This window comes from Brevundimonas alba (assembly GCF_011927945.1).
Classification (GTDB): domain Bacteria; phylum Pseudomonadota; class Alphaproteobacteria; order Caulobacterales; family Caulobacteraceae; genus Brevundimonas; species Brevundimonas alba.
This window is the reverse complement of sequence record NZ_JAATJM010000001.1, coordinates 1,541,112-1,558,512: the sequence shown is the minus strand read 5'-3', so window position 1 is coordinate 1,558,512 and position 17,401 is coordinate 1,541,112. Positions and strand designations below refer to the sequence as shown.

The following is a 17,401-nucleotide window of genomic DNA, read 5'->3' as shown; positions in this document are numbered from 1 at the left end:
TCTCGCCGGAGCCGCCCTGGCCGCCCTCGGCGGCTGTTCGACCCTGCAGGGGCTGATGCCCGGCCACGACGATGCGACGCCGTCGGAGGTCGCGCCCGAAATCGCCTCCGTCGCCCCCGGCGCGCCCGGCGACAAACCCACCTGGGTCAACGCCGCCAAGACCGGCGCCGGCGCATCCTACGAGGCCTATGTCGACGGCCAGTATCGCGACGGCGGCCGCACCGGCGAAGTTTCGCGCGTCTGGTTCTCCCTCGCCGACGGCGTCCTGACCGAGACCATGTACGGCCTGATCCACCAAGCCCAGATCAAGCAGCTGCGCTTCGCCGTGGTCACCGACACCGGCTTGTCGGTCGAGGGAACCGACACCACCCATCGCACCGAATACCTGCACACCGACGCGCAGGGCCGCCCGCTGTCGCCCGCGTACCGCGTCATCACCACCGACAAACAGGGCCGCTTCGAGATCGAAAAGCGGATCTACACCGACCCCGACAGCCAAAGCCTGGTGATCCAGGCCTCCATCCGTGCTCTCAGGGGACGGATCACGCCCTATCTCCTGCTCGAGCCGCACATGGCCAATACCGGGGTGGGGGACCGCGGCGACGCATCGACAAGCACGATGATCGTGGACGGCGACGCCTCCGGCTTCCTGCCGTCAAGACTGCACGCTTGGGAAGACGGCGTGCATCTGGTGCTCCGCCCCGGACGACCCTTTGCCGCCACGAGCGTGGGCTTTGTAGGCCAGTCGGATGGCCTCGCCGACCTTGCCGATGGCCGTCTCGATCATGCCTACGCATCGACCGGTGAGACGGCCGGCAACCTCATGCTCACCGGTGCGATGGGTCCCATCACCGAGGGTGAGACGGCCGAACGGAGCTTCGTGATCGGCTTCGGCGCCTCTGAGGCGGAAGCAGACGCCGCGATCGAGGCCACGACCACCACCGGCCTCGACGAGGTCCTCCGCCGCTTCAACGGCGAGGGCGAACGCGTCGGCTGGGAGGACTACATCGCCTCCCTCGACCAGCTTCCCCGCATTGCGGAGCAATCGACCGATGGCGGTAAGCTCGCATACGCCTCCGCCCTGATGCTCAAGGTGCAGGAGGATCGCACCCACGCCGGCGCCCTCATCGCCTCCCTGTCCAATCCGTGGGGCGACACCGTCGACGCGACCAATCCCTCGACCGGCTACAAGGCCGTCTGGCCGCGCGACTTCTATCAGGTGGCCATGGCCCTGCTGGCCCTCGGGGACGAGGAGACGCCGCTGGCCGCCTTCCGCTACCTGCCGCAGGTGCAGGTCGATGCGCAGACGCCGGGCAATACGGGCGCCACCGGCTGGTTCCTGCAGAAGACCCACGTCGACGGCGAGATCGAATGGGTCGGCGTCCAGCTCGACCAGACCGCCATGCCGATCATGCTGGGCTGGAAGCTGTGGAAGGCCGGCCTCGTCACCGACTCCGAGATGGCCCGCATGTACGCCGGCATGATCAAGCCGGCCGCCGACTTCCTCGTCGACGGCGGCAAGATCGGCCTGCTGTGGAACGACCGCCAGATCACCCCGCCCTGGACCCAGCAGGAGCGCTGGGAGGAGCAGGAGGGCTATTCCCCCTCCACCACCGCCGCCGTCATCACCGGCCTGACCGTGGCCGCCGACATCGCCCGCGCTTCCGGTGATGCCGCCTCCGCGACCCGCTACCAGGCCGCCGCCGACGACTACGCCTCGAAGGTCGAGGCCCGGATGTTCACCACCGACGGCCCGTGGGGCGACGGCGACTATTTCATCCGCCTGAGCCGCAACGAGAACCCGAACGACCACAATCCGCTGGGCGAAAACAACGGCCAGCCCGCCATGCCCGAGGACCGTATCGTCGACGGCGGCTTCCTCGAACTGGTCCGCTACGGCGTCCGCGCGCCTGACGCCCCGTCCATCCTCGCCAGCCTGCCCGAGTATGACGACCAGACCCGCGAGGACCGCTTCCGCGTGCGCTACGACATCAACGGCGTCCCGGCCTTCCGCCGCTACGGCAACGACGGCTATGGCGAGCAGACCGACACGGGCGGGAACTACGGCGTCGGCGGCGAGATGCACGCGGGTCAGCGCGGCCGCCTCTGGCCCATCTTCACCGGCGAGCGCGGCCAGTACGAACTGGCCGCCGCCCTGCAGCATCCCTCGGCCGACACCGGCTGGACGCAGGCTCAGCTGAACGGCATCCGCCAGACCTACGTCCGCGGCATGGAGTCCTTCGCCAACGGCGGCCTGCTGCTGCCCGAACAGGTCTGGGACGGCGTCGGCGACGACACCGCCCACGACTACCGTCCCGGTGAAGGCACCAACTCCGCCACTCCGCTGGCCTGGACCCACGCCGAATACATCAAGCTCCTCCGCTCCCTCGCCGACCGCGCCATCTGGGACCGCTACGCCCCGGTAGAGGAGAGATACGCCCGCTGACTCTGGCGGTCGGCGGCGGCGGGCGGTAACGAGGACGGATGAGCAAGGGCCCCGTCCTCGTCACCGGTTCGGCCGGCTTCATCGGCTTCCACACGGCGCAGCGCCTGCTGGCGCGCGGCGAGACGGTGGTCGGCCTCGACAATCTCAACAGCTACTACGACCCGGCCCTGAAACAGGCCCGGCTGGAACGGCTGCAGGCCCAGCCGAACTATATCCACCACACCCTCGACCTCGCCGACCGCCCGGGCATGGCCGCCCTGTTTGCGCAGCACGCCCCCCGCCGCATCGTCCACCTCGGGGCCCAGGCGGGGGTCCGCTACAGCCTCGAACAGCCCGAGAGCTACATCGACTCCAACGTCGTCGGCTTCCTGACCATCCTCGAAGGCGCCCGCGCCGTGCAGGCCGACCATCTGGTCTTCGCCTCGACCAGTTCCGCCTTCGGGGCCAACGGCGCCCTGCCCTTCTCGGTGAAGCAGGGCGTGGCCCATCCGATGACGGTCTATGCCGCCACCAAGATCGCCAATGAGGCGATGGCCCACTCCTACTCCCACCTGTTCGGCTTCCCCTCGACCGGCCTGCGCTTCTTCACCGTCTACGGACCGTGGGGCCGGCCGGACATGGCGCTGTTCAAGTTCACCAAGGCCATCCTCGAGGGCCGCCCCATCGACGTCTACGGCCACGGCAAGATGGAGCGCGACTTCACCTATGTGGACGACATCGTCTCCGGCGTGATCGCCGCCCTCGACCAGCCGGCCCGCATCGATCCGGCGTGGGATGCGACCAGGCCGGACCCCTCGACCAGCGGCGTGGCCCCGTGGCGCATCCTCAACCTCGGTGCCGGCCGCCGCGAGCCGCTGATGCGCTACATCGAGGTGCTGGAGGAGGCGCTGGGTCGCAAGGCCGAGCTCAATCTGATGCCGGTGCAGGACGGCGACGTCGCCCGCACCGAGGCCGACATCTCGGAGACCCAGGCCGCTCTGGGCTACAGCCAGTCCACCCCCATCGACGTCGGCGTGCGCCGCTTCGTTGACTGGTACCGCGACTTCTACGGCGCCTGACGCCACGCAAACGAAAGGGCGGAGCCGTCGCCGGCCCCGCCCTTCGCCATCACCCGAGAGGCCTACTGGATCGGCCGGCCGTCCGCGTCGACGACGATCACCTCGCCGATGTTCAGCGCCCGGATCTTCGGCTCGATCGAGGCCCGGTCGCCCACCACCACCCACGTCGTCGGCCCCGCGCCCACCACCGCGCGCGCCGCCTCCGTCGCCTGCTGCCCGGTCATGCCGGAAACCCGCTGGGCGTAGGTGTCGTAGTAGTTTTCCGGCACGCCCCAGACGACCATGTTCTGAAGCTCGCCGGCGATGGCGGCATTGGTTTCCCAGTTGCCGGCCATGCCCTGCACCATGTTGGAACGGGCCGCCGCGATCTCCTCGTCGGTCAGCGGGCGCGTACCCACCACCTCGGTCAGCTCGCGGCGCAGCTCGGCCAGGCTCTCGGCCGTCTTGTCCGACTGGACCCCGGCGCTGACGGAATAGACCCGCTCGCCGCGGCCGTAGGGCACCCCGCCGCCCGCGCCGTAGGACCAGCCCTTGGCCTCACGCAGGTTCATGTTGATCCGGCTGGTGAAGGCGCCGCCGAGCGCGGTGTTCATGGTGTCGATGGCCGGCTCGCGGGCCGGATCGAACGCATCCACCACGCGGCCGCCGAGGATGGTCGACTGCGGCCCCGCCCGGTCCACGATCAGGACGCGCACCGGCCCGGCGTCCGGCGCGTCGGCCGGGCCCGGCTTGGCCGGCATCGGCGAGGACGGCGCCTGCCAGTTGGCGAAGGCCCGCTCCAGCTTCGGCGTCAGTTCCGCCAGGCTGACGTCGCCGACCACGACGAGGGTGGCGTTGTCCGGCCGGAACCAGGTGTCGTGCCAGGCCTCGGCGTCGGCGGTCGTGATCGCGCCCACCGTCGCCTCCGTCCCCGACAGCGGACGGCCATAGGGGCTGGTCGGACCATAGAGCTCGCGGTTCAGCACCGTGCGGGCGATGGTGCCCGGGTTGCGCCGTCCCTGCTGGATGCCGGCGATCTGCTGCACCTGCACCCGCTGGAAATCTTCCTGACGGAAGGCCGGGTTCAGGATCACGTCGGCATAGAGATCCAGCGACGGATCCAGCCGCGCCGTCAGGGCCGTCATCGACACATTGGTGGCATTGCTGCCCGAGCCCGCGCCGAGCGTGGCGCCCAGCAGCTGCAGCCGGTCGCTGATTTCCAGCGCGGTCAGCTCGTCCGTGCCATTGGTCATCACCTGCGGCGCCAGCTGGGCCAGACCCGCCTTGTCGTCGGGATCGACAACCGCCCCGGCGTCGAGCACCAGATTCATGCTGACGGTCGGCACGCCCTCGCGCTGGACCAGCAGGACCTTCAGGCCGTTGGACAGCTGGGCATGCTCCACGTTCGGGAACACGGCCTGGGCGGCCGGGCCGGCGGGCGGCAAGCCCGCGCTGCGGTCGACGCCGGTCTGGGCCACCGAATAATCCGGGAACGGCAGGACCTCGAGGCTGTAGCTGCCGTCAGTCAGCCAGCGACGGCCCGCGTCGGTCAGGTTGCGCGGCGTCGCATCGACGACCCGCTGGTAGCTTGTACGCCAGGCGCCCGGATCGCCGAGGAAGACCTCCGACTGGGCCAGACGATCGGACTTGCCGCCGAAACCGCCGATCCGCTCGAGACCGCGGATATAGCCCGCGGCCGTCTGCGTCCGCACCCGCTCCAGCTCGATCGCCGTTGGGCCGTCACGCAGCAGACGCGCCATCTCCTCGTCGATGATAGCCTCGATCCGGCCGAGGTCGCCGCCGGCCTTGGCCGTGGCCACGACCGTGAACTGGCCCGCGATCTCGCGTCCGCCCGCCCCGGCCTGCACCGACGTCGCCAACTGATCGTCGATGACCAGCCGCTTGTAGAGACGCGACGAACGTCCCGAGGTCAGGACGTCGGCGACCATCTGCAGATAGTCGGTGTCGGCCTCGCCGGACGGGGTGGTGTTCCACACCTTGTAGAGGCGCGGCTGGCCGACCCGGTCGTACATGACCTCGCGCTGGGCCCCGACCATCGGCGCCACCATGCGGCGCGGCTGGGTGACGGGCGGGCCCGAGGGAATATCGCCGAAGTAGCGCTGCACCTTCTCGCGCGCGACTTCCGGCGTGATGTCGCCGGCCAGCACGATCACGGCGTTGGCCGCGCCGTAGTAGTCGCGGAACCACTGCTGCACCGTCGCCACATCCGCGGCGTTCAGGTCCTCCATCGAACCGATGACGGTGTGGCCGTAAGGATGCTCGTCGGGCCAGGTCGCGGCGGTGATGGCGTTGAAGACGCGGCCGTACGGCTGGGTCTCGCCCTGGCGCTTCTCGTTCTGGACGACGCCGCGCTGCTCATCCAGACGCGCCTGGTCGATCGCGCCGATGAGGTGGCCCATCCGGTCGCTCTCCAGCCACAGGATGGAATCGAGCGCCGTCGTCGGCACGTTCTGGAAATAGTTGGTGCGGTCGGTGTTGGTGGTCCCGTTCTGGTCGGTCGCGCCCAGCAGCTCCGTGCCCTTGAAGAAGTCGGTGTTGTAGTTCTCCGACCCGTTGAACATCAGGTGTTCGAACAGGTGGGCGAAGCCGGACCGGGCCTCGGGCTCGTTCTTGGAACCGACGTGGTACCAGATATTCACCGCCACGATCGGGGCCTTGTGGTCCTCGTGGACGATCACCGTCAGGCCGTTGTCGAGCGTGAATTTGGTGAAGGGGATGTCGACGTCGGGCAGGGGCGCCAGCCGCTCCCTCGACTGAGCCGCGGCGGCGGCCGGCGCGACCGCCACATCGACAGTCTGGGCCTGTGCGGCGGTGGCGAGGAGAAGGACGGCCGAGGCCGCGCCTCCGAGCAGTGCGAGACGGGCAGTGCGCATGAGATAACCCCCTGAATGACATGTCGCGCCGAGGCGCTGTCGACAGTGGCGACAACCCGCGGCTGCTTGGCAAGGGGCGAATTTCGCGCGTCCCCCGGCTCGGGTTCGCCCCTGCGAAGGCCGAAGGCAGGTTCATGCTGTGTCGACCCCGCCTGGCGTACAGGGGGCACGTTTCCAAACGTGAGACGCCGGTCTGCGAAATCTATTGCCTGTTGCAGCGCAATATAGTCCTGTCTGTCTCCGTGGCGCCGGACGCGGATTCGGGCCGAGATTTCGAAGCTCCCAGCCCGGACGCCGCATGAACCGACTTCTCGCCGCCGCCCTCGCCCTTGTCGCGAGCCTCGCCGCCGTATCTTCAGCCTCGGCCGCCCCGGCCCTTCTGGCTCATCAGGCTCAGCTCGCGCTCAACGAGGCGTCCTCGGCCTGGATCCTGACCTCGACCGCCCTGGTCCTGATGATGACCCTGCCGGGGCTGGCCCTGTTCTACGGCGGCATGGTGCGGCGCAAGAACGTCATCGCCACCCTCGCCCACTCCACCGCCGCCTTCGCCATCGTCACCGTGCTGTGGTTCGTGGCCGGCTACAGCCTGTCCTTCGGCTCCAGCGGCGTGGCGACCAACGGCTTCGTCGGCGGATTGCAGGCCGCCTTCCTGAATGGCGTCACGCCGTCCACGGCGCACAGCCTCGCGCCGGGCCTGCCCGAGTTCCTGTGGATCGCCTACCAGCTGACCTTCGCCATCATCACCCCGGCCCTGATCGCCGGCGCCTTCGCCGAGCGGATCAAATTCTCGGCCTCCATCCTGTTCTTCTTCCTGTGGCACCTGCTGGTCTATGCGCCGATCTGCCATCAGGTCTGGGGCGGCGGCTGGATGGGCTCGCTCGGCGTCCTCGACTTCGCCGGCGGCGCGGTGGTCCACGTCAACGCCGGGGTCGCCGGCCTTGTGGCCGCGCTCGTGCTGGGCCCCCGCCACGGCTTCGGCCGGGACAACATGGCGCCGCACAACCTCGCCTTCACCGCCATCGGGGCGGGCCTGCTGCTGGTCGGATGGCTCGGCTTCAACGCCGGCTCGGCCTGGGCCGCGGACGGAATCGCGGGCGTGGCCGCCTTCAACACCATTCTGGCGGCCGCGGCCGCCGCCATCGGCTGGATCGTGGTCGAGTGGATCGACCACAGGCGTCCGACCCTGCTCGGCCTGCTGTCCGGCCTGGTCGCAGGCCTCGTCGGCATCACCCCCGCCGCCGGTCTGGTCGACCCCAAGGGCGCCTTCTTCATCGGCCTGATCTCGGGCCCCGCCTGCTACGCTGGCGCGGTCTGGCTCAAGCGCGCGCTGAAATACGACGACAGCCTCGACGCCTTCGGACTGCACGGCGTCGGCGGCATCGTCGGGGCCCTGCTGACCGGCGTCTTCGCCACCACCGCGATCAACCCCGCAGCCGCGAGCGCCAACCTGCTGAACCAGGCCATCGGCTTGGCGGCCGTCGTGGCCTGGAGCGGCGTCGGCACCTTCCTCATCCTGATGGTGTGCAAATTCACCACCGGCCTGCGGGTGCCGAAGGAAGAGGAGATCGAGGGCCTCGACTACACCCAGCACGGCGAGACCATCCACCAATAGAAAACGGGCGTCCGCGGCTGCGGACGCCCGTTCAGGCCATGGCCGGCGTGCGGCCTAGCGTTCGGTGTTGTTGTTGCTGTTGCTGTCCGACGGCGGCGGAGCCACCGGCGAGGTCTGGGTTTCCGGACGGGCGGCGGCGCCCGTCTCCGGCGCACCGCCGTTCTGGCCGTTGTTCGCAGCCGCAGCGTCCTGCGCGCCTTCGGCGGCCGGAGCCGCGCCGGCGGCCGGGGCAGCGCCCGGCTGGCGGGTGGGATCGGGCGCCGGGATGGCGTAGCCGCCCGAGCCTTGCGAACGCAGCCAGGCGATCAGATTGACCCGGGTCTGGGTGTCGCGGATGCCGGCGAACGACATCTTGGTGCCCTGCACGACGCGGCCCGGCGCGGTCAGGAACTCGTCCAGCGCGTCCAGAGACCAGGTCGGCGCCTCGGCTTTGTGCGCGACCATGGCGTCGGAATAGGCGAAGCCCCCGTGGCTGGCGACCGCACGGCCGACGACGCCGTACAGGTTCGGGCCGGTGCCGTTCGGACCGCCGGCGGCGATGTTGTGGCACGTCTGGCAGCGCGCGAAGGCGGCCTCGCCGGCGGCCAGATCGGCGGTCGGCAGGACGGTGCCCCAGTCGGGAGCCAGCTCGACCTCGGCGGCTCCGCCCGCGGCCTCTTCCGGCGCGTCGACGAAGTAGCCCATCTTTTCAGGGGCTTCGCTGTGGTAGATCGCGCCCGTAACCTGCTGCACGCCGACGATGACGAAGGCGGTCGCCAGCACGGCGCCCAAAATCTTGTTCGCGTTCAGATCGCCGCTCATGCGCGTCGTCGCATCCCGTTCTTGAGGCCCGGACCGCGAGTGCGGACGGGCGGATTCTTGCGTGGGCGTCTCTTACACGCTAGCGCGACCTTCGCAACCGGCCCCGAGCGTCCCTGTCCCGGTCCCGGCGTCGCAGGCAGGAAGGTAACGATGAACCCCCTCGTTCTGATCCCGGCCCGAATGGCCGCGACCCGCCTGCCCGGAAAGCCCCTCGCCGACATCGGCGGCCAGCCGATGATCGTCCGCGCCTGGCGTCAGGCCGTCGCATCGGGCCTGCCCGTCGCGGTCGCGGCCGGCGATCCCGAGATCGTCGAGGCCGTCGAGGCCGCCGGAGGGGTCGCCGTTCTGACCGATCCCGATCTGCCGTCCGGCTCCGACCGCATCCGGGCGGCTCTCGACGCCATCGACCCGGACGGCCGGCACGACGCGGTGATCAACCTGCAGGGCGACATGCCCTTCGCCGACCCCGGCCTCGCGACCGCCTGCGCCAACCTGCTGGACGCCGAGCCGTCCTGCGACATCGCCACCCTCGTCGCCCGTGAGGCCGACGCCTCGGACCGCGCCAATGCCGATGTGGTCAAGGCGGTGCTCGCCCTCCCCGAAGGCGCGCCCCACGGCCGCGCCCTCTATTTCACCCGGTCGACCCTGTACGGCGACGCACCCGTCTGGCGCCATATCGGCCTCTACGGCTACCGCCGCGCGGCCCTCGAACGCTTCTGCGCCGCCCCGCCTTCACCGCTGGAGCGCCGCGAAAAGCTGGAACAGCTCCGCGCCCTCGAAATGGGGCTCCAGATCTGGGCCGCCGTCATCGACGAAGCCCCGCTCTCGGTGGACAGCCCGGCGGACTTGGCAGCGGCGCGCGCGGTAGTAGGGATTAGGGATTAGGGATTGAAGGAGCGGCTAGGCGAGACCTGAGCGCCGTCAGCATTCGCCCAATCTCCTCCGTCTCGCGCAACAAGCCTTCGGCCTGCTCGCGCGGCGCCAATGCTAGGCGATTGATGATGACTAGGAAGGTTTCCAACTCCGCCGCTGATCCTCGAGCGATGCTGATGAAGTGCGCGTAGTCCTTGCGCGTGCCTCGGGCATTCCCTTCGGCAATATTGGCGGAGATGGAAGTGGAGCATCGAATGATCTGGCCGGATAGGCGATAGGTTTCCTCCTTGGGCATAGAGCGCGTGAGGGCATACACGCCGCAGGCAAGGTCGATACCCTTCTGCCAAACCGCCAGATCGCGATGTGATCGGATCGCCATGTCGCCTCCAAAGTACAGCCCTGGAGGAACACTGTAATCCCTAATCCCTGATCCCTAATCCCTTTCGTCCACCCACGCCTGCAGCAGCGTCCGGGCGATGGCGATCCTCGGCGGGGCCTTGATGGTCGGGTGAACGCCGGCCAGCGCTGCGGCCGCCTCCGACTTTGTCAGCCAGACCACCGCTTCCAGTTCCGTCTGGTCCGGCGCGGCGTCCTCCGAATCGACCTCGCAGATCAGCCCGATCATCAACTGCGACGGAAACGGCCACGGCTGGCTCGAATGATAGCGCACCGCCGTCACCGTCAGCCCCGCCTCCTCCTCGATCTCGCGCGCGCAGGCCTCCTCGATGGTCTCGCCGGGCTCGAGGAACCCCGCCAGCGCCGACATCCGGCCCTCCGGCCAGCTCGCCTGCCGCCCCAGCAGACAACGCGGCTCGGCTCCGCCTCTGTAGACCGCCAACATGATCGTCACCGGATCGACCCGCGGGAAATGCTCCGTGGCGCAGGCCGGGCACACACGCTTCCAGCCTCCGCAGGCGTTCCCGGTCTGCACCCCGCAGGCGGCGCAGAAGCCGTGCCGCCGCCGCCAGTCGAACAGCGACTTCGCCGTCCCCGCCATGGCGGCGTCCGGCGCCGGCAACAGCGCCGCCGCCTCGCGCATCTCATGAAAGGCGCCCAGTCCCTGCAGCGGCCCGGCCGACGGATCGACCGTCCCCTCGACCTCGACCGCGAACACCGGCGCGCCCTTCCACAGGCCGAGGAACAGCTCCCGGTCCGGAACGACTGCCCGCGCATGGCTCATGGCCAGCCACGCCAGCCGGGGCTCCCCGCCCGCCTCCAGCAGCGGCCGTCCTTCCCACAGCACCAGCGCCAGCGCTTCCGGGTCGGAGGCCTGCTCGGCCAGCCAGTCGGGATCGTTCCGCCGGTCCCCCGCCCGATCGAGCGGATTGCCGGCGAAGGTGTTCAGCGCGGGAAGAGGCATGGCGCCTGTCTAGCAAGCCGGCGCTTGCATCCGCGAGCCGGAATCGTCATATCCCCGCTCGGAGATCGCGGGCGAAGGCTTCGCCAACCTGGTCAGGGCCGGAAGGCAGCAGCCACAACGAATTCCCCTTCGGGTCGCGGTCTCCACTTCTCCCTCTTTGTTAGTGCGCTACCGCTCGGCTCGCGGAGCCTCGCTGCTTGAGCGCGTTTTCTCCCCACGCAGTGGGGAGGGGGACCGCGAAGCGGTGGAGGGGCTGGCCGACCACCCACAACTCCCTTCCCGCACCCCCTTCGCCCCCGCGCCCCCCCGCGCTAAGACGGGACCATGAGCGACGTCGACCCGAGTCTCGAAAGCCCCCCGTGGGAGGAGGACGCGCCCGAAGCCGAGGAGCGCGATCCCAACACCGACGACATGTTCGGCGCGCCCGAGCCCGCCGGCATGCGCGAGGCCGAAGCCGCCGCTGCGCCGGAACCCGTGCCCGCGGCCGTCGCCGAAGCGCCGGCCCCCAAGGCTCCAAAGAAGACGACGCCCGCTCCCGCCGACGACGGTCCCGCCGCCCACACCGACGACGGCGAGGCCTACACCGTCCTCGCCCGCAAATACCGCCCGCGCACCTTCGAGGACCTGATCGGCCAGGAGGCCATGGTCCGCACCCTGACCAACGCCTTCGCCACCGGCCGCATCGCCCACGCCTTCATGCTCACCGGCGTGCGGGGCGTCGGCAAGACGACCACCGCCCGCCTGCTGGCCCGCGCCCTCAACAACGAGACCGATGTCATCGAGCGGCCCTCGCTGGAGCTCACCGCCCACGGCCGGCACGACGCCGCCATCATGGCCGGCCAGCACATGGACGTGGTCGAGATGGACGCCGCCTCCCACACCGGCATCGACGGCATCCGCGACATCATCGAGAGCGTCCGCTACGCCCCGGTCGAGGCGCGCTACAAGGTCTACGTCCTCGACGAAGTCCACATGCTGTCGAACCAGGCCTTCAACGCCCTGCTGAAGACGCTGGAAGAGCCGCCGCCCCACGCGAAGTTCATCTTCGCCACCACGGAAATCCGCAAGGTGCCGGTGACCATCCTGTCCCGCTGCCAGCGTTTCGACCTGCGCCGCGTCGAGCCCGAGATCCTGATCGAACACCTTGCCCGCATCGCCGACCGCGAGGGCATGAAGATCGAGCAGGACGCCCTGGCCCTGATCGCCCGCGCCGCCGAGGGCTCCGTCCGCGACGGTCTGTCCCTGCTCGATCAGGCGCTGGTGCAGGGCGAAAAGGGCGAGACGGTCCAGACCACCGTCGTCCGCGACATGCTCGGCCTCGCCGACCGCAGCCAGACCATCGCCCTGTTCGAGGCCGTCATGGCCGGCCGCACGCCCGAGGCGCTGGAGCTGTTCCGCACCCTCTACGGCTACGGCGCCGATCCGGTGCAGGTGACCAACGACCTGCTCGAACACTGCCACGCCGCCTCGGTCGCCAAGATGCTCGGCCCGCAGGCCACCCGCCTGCCCAACGACCAGGCCCAGAAGCTGACGGCCCTCGGCGCGGTCATCTCGGCCGGCACCCTCGCCCGCGTCTGGCAGATGCTGCTCAAGGCGCTGGACGAGGTCCGCCGCGCGCCCAATCCCGCCGACGCGGTCGAGATGGCCATCGTCCGCCTCGCCTACGCCGCCGACCTGCCCGGACCGGAAGAGGCCCTCAAGGCCCTCCGCGACGGCGAGCCCATGCCCGGCGGCGGCTCGGCCCCGCGCGGCCCCTCCGGCGGCGGAGGCGGCGGCGCCTCGGCCGAGCTCGCGGCCCGCCCGGTGCAGGCTCCGGCCCTCCCCGACCCGCAGTCGTTCGAACAGGTCGTCGCCCTGATCGGCGAGAAGCGCGAGGTCGGCCTGCAGATGGACGTCCAGCGCTACGTCCGCCCCGTCGCCTTCAAACCCGGCGCCATCACCTACGAAAGCATCCAGGGCGCGCCAATCGACCTCGCCCGCCGCCTCTCGTCACGCCTCAAGGAGTGGACAGGCCGCACCTGGCTGATCGCCGCCAACGGTCAGGGCGGCGGCGAGACCATGATCGAGATCGACCGCCGCAAGCGCGCCGAGGAACGCGCGCAGATCGAGGCCGACCCCTTCATCGTCGCCGTCATGGAGGCCTTCCCCGGCGCCAAGATCGGCGAGATCAAGACGCTGGCCGCCCCCGTGGAATTGCCGGTGATCCCGGACGAGGCTGGCGAAGAGGACTGACGCCCGCGCGGGTTGGCCGCGTCTTCAGCCCGTCCCTGCGCGATCCAATTCACGGTTCGCGGGAACGCCAGCCACCGTCACGCTTTTGAGCAATCTCCGGTCCGCGCGGCGTGGCCCGCGCCAGCAAGGAATCTGGATTGAGCGCGCAGGACCCCGTTCCCGTCGGCATGGCCCAAAGCGTCGAGCGCCTCGACTGGGAGGCCACGCCCCTCGGCCCCGTCGCCGACTGGCCCCGCTCCCTGAAGACGGCCGTCGATATCGCGCTCAACTCTCGCCAGCCGATGTTCGTCGCCTGGGGCGAGGACCTGACCTTCATCTACAACGACGCCTATGCCGACATCCTCGGCAGCAAACACCCCTCCGCCCTCGGCAAGCCGTTCCAGCATATCTGGGCTGAGATCTGGGACGACATCCGGCCGCTCATCGACCGCGCCCTGGCCGGCGAGGCGACCTGGTCCGAGAACCTGCCCCTCACCATGAACCGCCACGGCTATCTCGAGGAGACCTGGTGGACCTTCTCCTATTCGCCGGTCCTCGACGAGGATGACCGGGTCGGAGGCATGTTCTGTTCCTGCCTCGAAACGACCAGCCAGGTTCTGGCGCAACGTCAATCAGCGATCGAACGGCAGCGGCTGTTCGAGATGTCGCGCGACCTGTTCGGCATCGCCACCTTCGACGGCTATCTCAAGTCGATAAACCCGGCCTGGTCCAGCGCGCTTGGCCGATCCGAAGAGGACCTGCTGGCCAGACCCTTCGCCGAGATCATCCATCCCGACGATCTGGACGAGACAGTCAACGTCATCGCCGCACTGATGAAGGGCGTACCCGTCCATCAATTCCTCGTCCGTCTTCTCACTCAGGAGGGCGAGCCGATCGCCTTCTCATGGTCGGCGGTTCCGGATTCCACGCCGGGCTCGGGCCTGTTCTACACCGTCGGACGGGACATCACCGAAGACCTGCGCCGCGAGGAGATGCTCCGTCAGAGCCAGAAGATGGAGGCCGTCGGCCAGCTCACGGGCGGCCTCGCCCACGATTTCAACAACCTGCTGACCGGCATCTCGGGCTCGCTGGACCTGATCGAGAGCCGCCTCGCCCAAGGCCGTACGGCGGAGGTCTCGCGCTTCATCACCGCGGCCCAGGGCGCCGCGAACCGCGCAGCGTCCCTGACCCACCGGCTGCTCGCCTTCTCCCGTCGGCAGACGCTTTCGCCCAAACCCACGGACGTGAAACAGCTCGTCGCCGGCATGGGCGACCTGATCTCCCGCACCATCGGTCCCGGCATTCAGTTGGAGACCGTCAACGCCGCCGGCCTGTGGCCCAGCCTGATCGACCCGCATCAGCTCGAGAACGCCATCCTCAACCTGTGCATCAACGCGCGGGACGCCATGCCGGACGGTGGCCGGATCACCATCGAGACGGCCAACCGCTGGTTCGATCAGCGCAGCGCCCGCGACCGTGGCGTGGAGCCGGGCCAGTACATCTCCGTCTGCGTCTCAGACACCGGCGTCGGCATGACGCCCGCGGTTCAGGCCAAGGCCTTCGACCCCTTCTTCACCACCAAACCCATCGGCGTCGGAACCGGGCTGGGCCTGTCGATGGTCTATGGCTTCGCCAAACAGTCCGGCGGGGCCGCCAACATCTATTCCGAGCTGGGTCAGGGGACGATGCTGTGCATCTACCTGCCCCGCCATCTCGGCGAAGGCGAACTGGCCGAGCCGCTTCCCGAGCCCGCGTCCGTGCCCCGCGGGGCCGGCGAAACCGTGCTCGTCATCGACGACGAGCCCACCGTTCGCATGCTCGTCAGCGAAGTCCTGTCCGACCTCGGCTACACCGCCATCGAGGCCGAGGACGGAGCGACGGGGCTCAAGGTTCTCGAGTCCGACGCCCGGGTGGACCTGCTCATCACCGACGTCGGCCTGCCCGGCGGGCTGAACGGCCGGCAGGTCGCCGACGCCGCCCGCTCGAAGCGGCCAGACCTGAAGGTGCTCTTCATCACCGGCTTCGCCGAGAACGCCGTGCTCAGCCACGGACATCTGGCTCCCGGCATGCATGTGATGACGAAGCCGTTCGCCATGGACTCGCTCGGCATCCGTATCCGCGAACTGATCGAGGCGGGCTGACCGACCGTCCCGGCCGCCGCCTTGCGCTACGGCCGGGATGACACTCAGGCGCCTAGAGGATTTGCGCCGCGTCCTCGAAGCTCAGCCGGGGCGAGCGCGGGAACAGGTTCTCGTCGGTGCCGTAGCCGAGGTTGACGATGAAGTTCGGCTCCACCGACGTGCCCGCGAAGAACTCAGCCTTCACGCCCGCCGGGTCGAACCCCGACATCGGCCCGACGTCCAACCCCAGCGCCCGCGCCGCCAGCAGGAAATAGCCGCCCTGCAGCGAGCTGTTGCGGAACGCCGCCTCGCGCCGGGCCGCCTCGTCGGCGAACCAGTCCTTCGCCCCCGGCGCATGCGGGAACAGCACCGGCAGATGCTCATGGAAGTCAATGTCCTGGCCGATGATCACATTGACCGGCGCCTGCAGCGTCTTGGCGCGGTTGCCTTCCGACATGTGCGGGGCCAGCCGGGCCTTGGCCTCGGGCGAGGTCACGAACACGAAGCGCGCGGGCGTGTTGTTCACCGCCGTCGGTCCGAATTTGGTCAGCTCGTACAGCTTGCGCAGCAGGTCTTCCGAAACCGGTCGGTCCGACCAGGCGTTGCGCGTCCGGGCCTCGGTGAACAGCTGGGCCAAGGCGCTGTCGGACAGCGGGCGGTCGCGGACGACGGTGGAATCGTAGGCCATGGGGAAAACCCTCCTGATCGGCATTAGCAACAGCAGTGATTGCTAATTAGGTCCGTTCGGAGCGCGCGCAAGGGGATCAAGCACAAAAACTGTTGCGAATATGGCCACGCTTGTCCGATCCCTTGCGGGGCCGGGGCGGCGAGGCCTATCTAGGCTCCATGAAAGACCTCAACGCCCTCATGCAGCAGGCCCAGGCGATGCAGCAGAAGCTGCAGGACGCCCAGGCCAAAATGGCCGAAACCACCGCCTCTGGCACCTCCGGCGGCGGCCTCGTCACCGTCGATCTCAAAGGCCCCGGCGAGGTGACGTCTGTCCGGATCGACGACAGCCTGATGGTCCCCGGCGACACCGAAATCCTCGCCGACCTGATCGTCGCCGCCCACGCCGACGCCAAGCGCAAGCTGGACGAGGTCAACTCCGCCCTGATGCGCGAGGCCGCCGGCCCCATGGCCGGGATGAACATCCCCGGCATGCCCAAGCTGTTCTGACTTGGCCGCTTCCGCAGGACCCGAAATCGAGCGCCTGATCTCGCTGCTTGCCAAGCTGCCCGGCATGGGTCCGCGTTCGGCCCGGCGCGCGGCCCTCGCCCTGCTCAAGAAGCGCGACCAACTGCTGGTCCCCCTCGCCGCCTCTTTGCAGGAGACGGCGGACAAGGTCACCTCCTGCTCAGTGTGCGGCGCGCCCGACACCCGCGACCCCTGTTCGATCTGCTCCGACGGCTCCCGTGACAACGGCCTGATCTGCGTCGTCGAGGAGGCCGGAGCCCTGTGGGCCATGGAGCGGTCGGGCGCCTTCCGCGGCAAATATCACGTGCTCGGCGGCCTGCTGTCCGCGCTGGACGGCATCGGCCCTGACGCCCTGCGGGTCGCCGAACTGGTCGGCCGCGTCCGGGGCGGCGAGGCGAAGGAGGTGGTTCTGGCCCTGCCCGCCACCGTCGACGGCCAGACCACCGCCCACTATATCGCCGAGCGGGTCGCCGGCTCCGGCGTCGAGATCACCTCCCTCGCCCGCGGCGTCCCCGTCGGCGGCGAACTCGACTGGCTCGACGACGGGACGATCATCCAGGCCTTGCGGCAACGAAGGCCGGCGTAGGTCGATCCAATCCTGTCATTCTCCGGCTCGACCCGGGACTGACGGAGAGAGCGGGACCTACGACCGATCCTGACGCAGCCCCCGGCTATCGTGTCCCTGCGGCGTACCGGCGGGATGGAGAGGGTCGAATGCATCAGATGGAAGTGGCCGAAGTGGCCGCACTGGCCGACGTTTTTCGACGGCCATTTCGCGGGTCCGCGCTGCCCTGCTCGCCCGTGGCCAAGGCCCGTCTTCCATTCGCCGCCCGCCATGGCGGCGCCTCGCGAC

General features: G+C 69.3%; 13 protein-coding genes and 1 other RNA gene. 9 read left to right on the top strand and 5 right to left on the bottom strand.

The features are described from left to right. The first annotated feature begins 55 nt into the window (after window positions 1–55). Both GGQ87_RS07710 and GGQ87_RS07705 read left to right on the top strand, forming a co-directional pair. Complete coding sequence (locus GGQ87_RS07710) at window positions 56–2,446, top strand: glucan 1,4-alpha-glucosidase (protein ID WP_209282503.1); 2,391 nt, start codon at window positions 56–58, stop codon at window positions 2,444–2,446. A gap of 38 nt (window positions 2,447–2,484) precedes the next feature. Then, window positions 2,485–3,504, top strand: a complete 1,020-nt coding sequence (locus GGQ87_RS07705; RefSeq protein WP_168046215.1) for an NAD-dependent epimerase/dehydratase family protein — start codon at window positions 2,485–2,487, stop codon at window positions 3,502–3,504. Window positions 3,505–3,566: 62 nt separating this feature from the next. Here the strand turns inward: GGQ87_RS07705 and GGQ87_RS07700 are convergent, their stop codons facing one another. Continuing rightward, entirely contained in the window at window positions 3,567–6,377 is a 2,811-nt protein-coding gene (locus tag GGQ87_RS07700) for a M16 family metallopeptidase (RefSeq protein WP_168046213.1), read from the bottom strand. Between the two features lie 298 nt (window positions 6,378–6,675). Here GGQ87_RS07700 and GGQ87_RS07695 point away from each other — a divergent pair, with 298 nt between their 5' ends. Next, a complete protein-coding gene (locus GGQ87_RS07695; RefSeq protein WP_168046211.1) occupies window positions 6,676–7,989 on the top strand; it encodes an ammonium transporter in 1,314 nt (437 codons plus the stop codon). 54 nt (window positions 7,990–8,043) lie between these two features. On the opposite strand, the gene GGQ87_RS07690 is transcribed toward GGQ87_RS07695, so the two are convergent. Beyond that, window positions 8,044–8,790, bottom strand: coding sequence for a c-type cytochrome (locus GGQ87_RS07690; protein WP_168046209.1), 747 nt, complete (start codon window positions 8,788–8,790; stop codon window positions 8,044–8,046). Between the two features lie 150 nt (window positions 8,791–8,940). Between GGQ87_RS07690 and GGQ87_RS07685 the strand changes: the two genes are divergently transcribed. After that, window positions 8,941–9,675 carry a 3-deoxy-manno-octulosonate cytidylyltransferase gene (locus GGQ87_RS07685; protein WP_168046207.1) on the top strand — a complete coding sequence of 245 codons (735 nt, stop codon included), beginning with the start codon at window positions 8,941–8,943 and terminating at the stop codon, window positions 9,673–9,675. On the opposite strand, the gene GGQ87_RS07680 is transcribed toward GGQ87_RS07685, so the two are convergent. Together GGQ87_RS07680 and nudC are read right to left on the bottom strand one after the other, a co-directional pair. Next, entirely contained in the window at window positions 9,665–10,042 is a 378-nt protein-coding gene (locus GGQ87_RS07680) for a four helix bundle protein (RefSeq protein ID WP_168046205.1), read from the bottom strand. The genes GGQ87_RS07685 and GGQ87_RS07680 overlap by 11 nt on opposite strands. A gap of 54 nt (window positions 10,043–10,096) precedes the next feature. Then, window positions 10,097–11,023: an NAD(+) diphosphatase gene (nudC, locus tag GGQ87_RS07675; protein WP_168046203.1), complete on the bottom strand. Its 927-nt coding sequence runs from the start codon at window positions 11,021–11,023 to the stop codon at window positions 10,097–10,099. 57 nt (window positions 11,024–11,080) lie between these two features. Between nudC and ffs the strand changes: the two genes are divergently transcribed. The 3 genes from ffs to GGQ87_RS07660 all read left to right on the top strand — a co-directional run bounded on the left by ffs (window position 11,081) and on the right by GGQ87_RS07660 (window position 15,375). Beyond that, window positions 11,081–11,174: signal recognition particle sRNA small type (ffs, locus tag GGQ87_RS07670), an RNA gene on the top strand. A 173-nt stretch (window positions 11,175–11,347) separates the two neighbouring features. Next, on the top strand, window positions 11,348–13,255 hold the full coding sequence (locus tag GGQ87_RS07665) for a DNA polymerase III subunit gamma/tau (RefSeq protein WP_168046201.1): 1,908 nt from the start codon (window positions 11,348–11,350) through the stop codon (window positions 13,253–13,255). A gap of 137 nt (window positions 13,256–13,392) precedes the next feature. Next, window positions 13,393–15,375, top strand: a complete 1,983-nt coding sequence (locus GGQ87_RS07660; RefSeq protein WP_245161433.1) for a hybrid sensor histidine kinase/response regulator — start codon at window positions 13,393–13,395, stop codon at window positions 15,373–15,375. A 52-nt stretch (window positions 15,376–15,427) separates the two neighbouring features. Here GGQ87_RS07660 and GGQ87_RS07655 read toward each other — a convergent pair whose 3' ends face one another. Further along, window positions 15,428–16,042: a malonic semialdehyde reductase gene (locus GGQ87_RS07655; protein WP_168046199.1), complete on the bottom strand. Its 615-nt coding sequence runs from the start codon at window positions 16,040–16,042 to the stop codon at window positions 15,428–15,430. Between the two features lie 158 nt (window positions 16,043–16,200). On the opposite strand from GGQ87_RS07655, the gene GGQ87_RS07650 reads away from it, so the two are divergent. Both GGQ87_RS07650 and recR read left to right on the top strand, forming a co-directional pair. Continuing rightward, the gene (locus GGQ87_RS07650; RefSeq protein WP_168047416.1) at window positions 16,201–16,530 is read left to right on the top strand and encodes a YbaB/EbfC family nucleoid-associated protein; all 330 of its coding nucleotides are present in this window, start codon (window positions 16,201–16,203) and stop codon (window positions 16,528–16,530) included. Between the two features lies 1 nt (window position 16,531). Continuing rightward, window positions 16,532–17,134, top strand: a complete 603-nt coding sequence (gene recR, locus GGQ87_RS07645; RefSeq protein ID WP_168046197.1) for a recombination mediator RecR — start codon at window positions 16,532–16,534, stop codon at window positions 17,132–17,134. Window positions 17,135–17,401 lie beyond the last annotated feature (267 nt).

Coding starts and splice junctions, on each gene's coding strand:
- GGQ87_RS07710 (WP_209282503.1), top strand. CDS start 56: ATGCCCGGCCACGACGATGCGACGCCGTCGGAGGTCGCGCCCGAAATC.
- GGQ87_RS07705 (WP_168046215.1), top strand. CDS start 2,485: ATGAGCAAGGGCCCCGTCCTCGTCACCGGTTCGGCCGGCTTCATCGGC.
- GGQ87_RS07700 (WP_168046213.1), bottom strand. CDS start 6,377: ATGCGCACTGCCCGTCTCGCACTGCTCGGAGGCGCGGCCTCGGCCGTC.
- GGQ87_RS07695 (WP_168046211.1), top strand. CDS start 6,676: ATGAACCGACTTCTCGCCGCCGCCCTCGCCCTTGTCGCGAGCCTCGCC.
- GGQ87_RS07690 (WP_168046209.1), bottom strand. CDS start 8,790: ATGAGCGGCGATCTGAACGCGAACAAGATTTTGGGCGCCGTGCTGGCG.
- GGQ87_RS07685 (WP_168046207.1), top strand. CDS start 8,941: ATGAACCCCCTCGTTCTGATCCCGGCCCGAATGGCCGCGACCCGCCTG.
- GGQ87_RS07680 (WP_168046205.1), bottom strand. CDS start 10,042: ATGGCGATCCGATCACATCGCGATCTGGCGGTTTGGCAGAAGGGTATC.
- nudC (WP_168046203.1), bottom strand. CDS start 11,023: ATGCCTCTTCCCGCGCTGAACACCTTCGCCGGCAATCCGCTCGATCGG.
- GGQ87_RS07665 (WP_168046201.1), top strand. CDS start 11,348: ATGAGCGACGTCGACCCGAGTCTCGAAAGCCCCCCGTGGGAGGAGGAC.
- GGQ87_RS07655 (WP_168046199.1), bottom strand. CDS start 16,042: ATGGCCTACGATTCCACCGTCGTCCGCGACCGCCCGCTGTCCGACAGC.
- GGQ87_RS07650 (WP_168047416.1), top strand. CDS start 16,201: ATGAAAGACCTCAACGCCCTCATGCAGCAGGCCCAGGCGATGCAGCAG.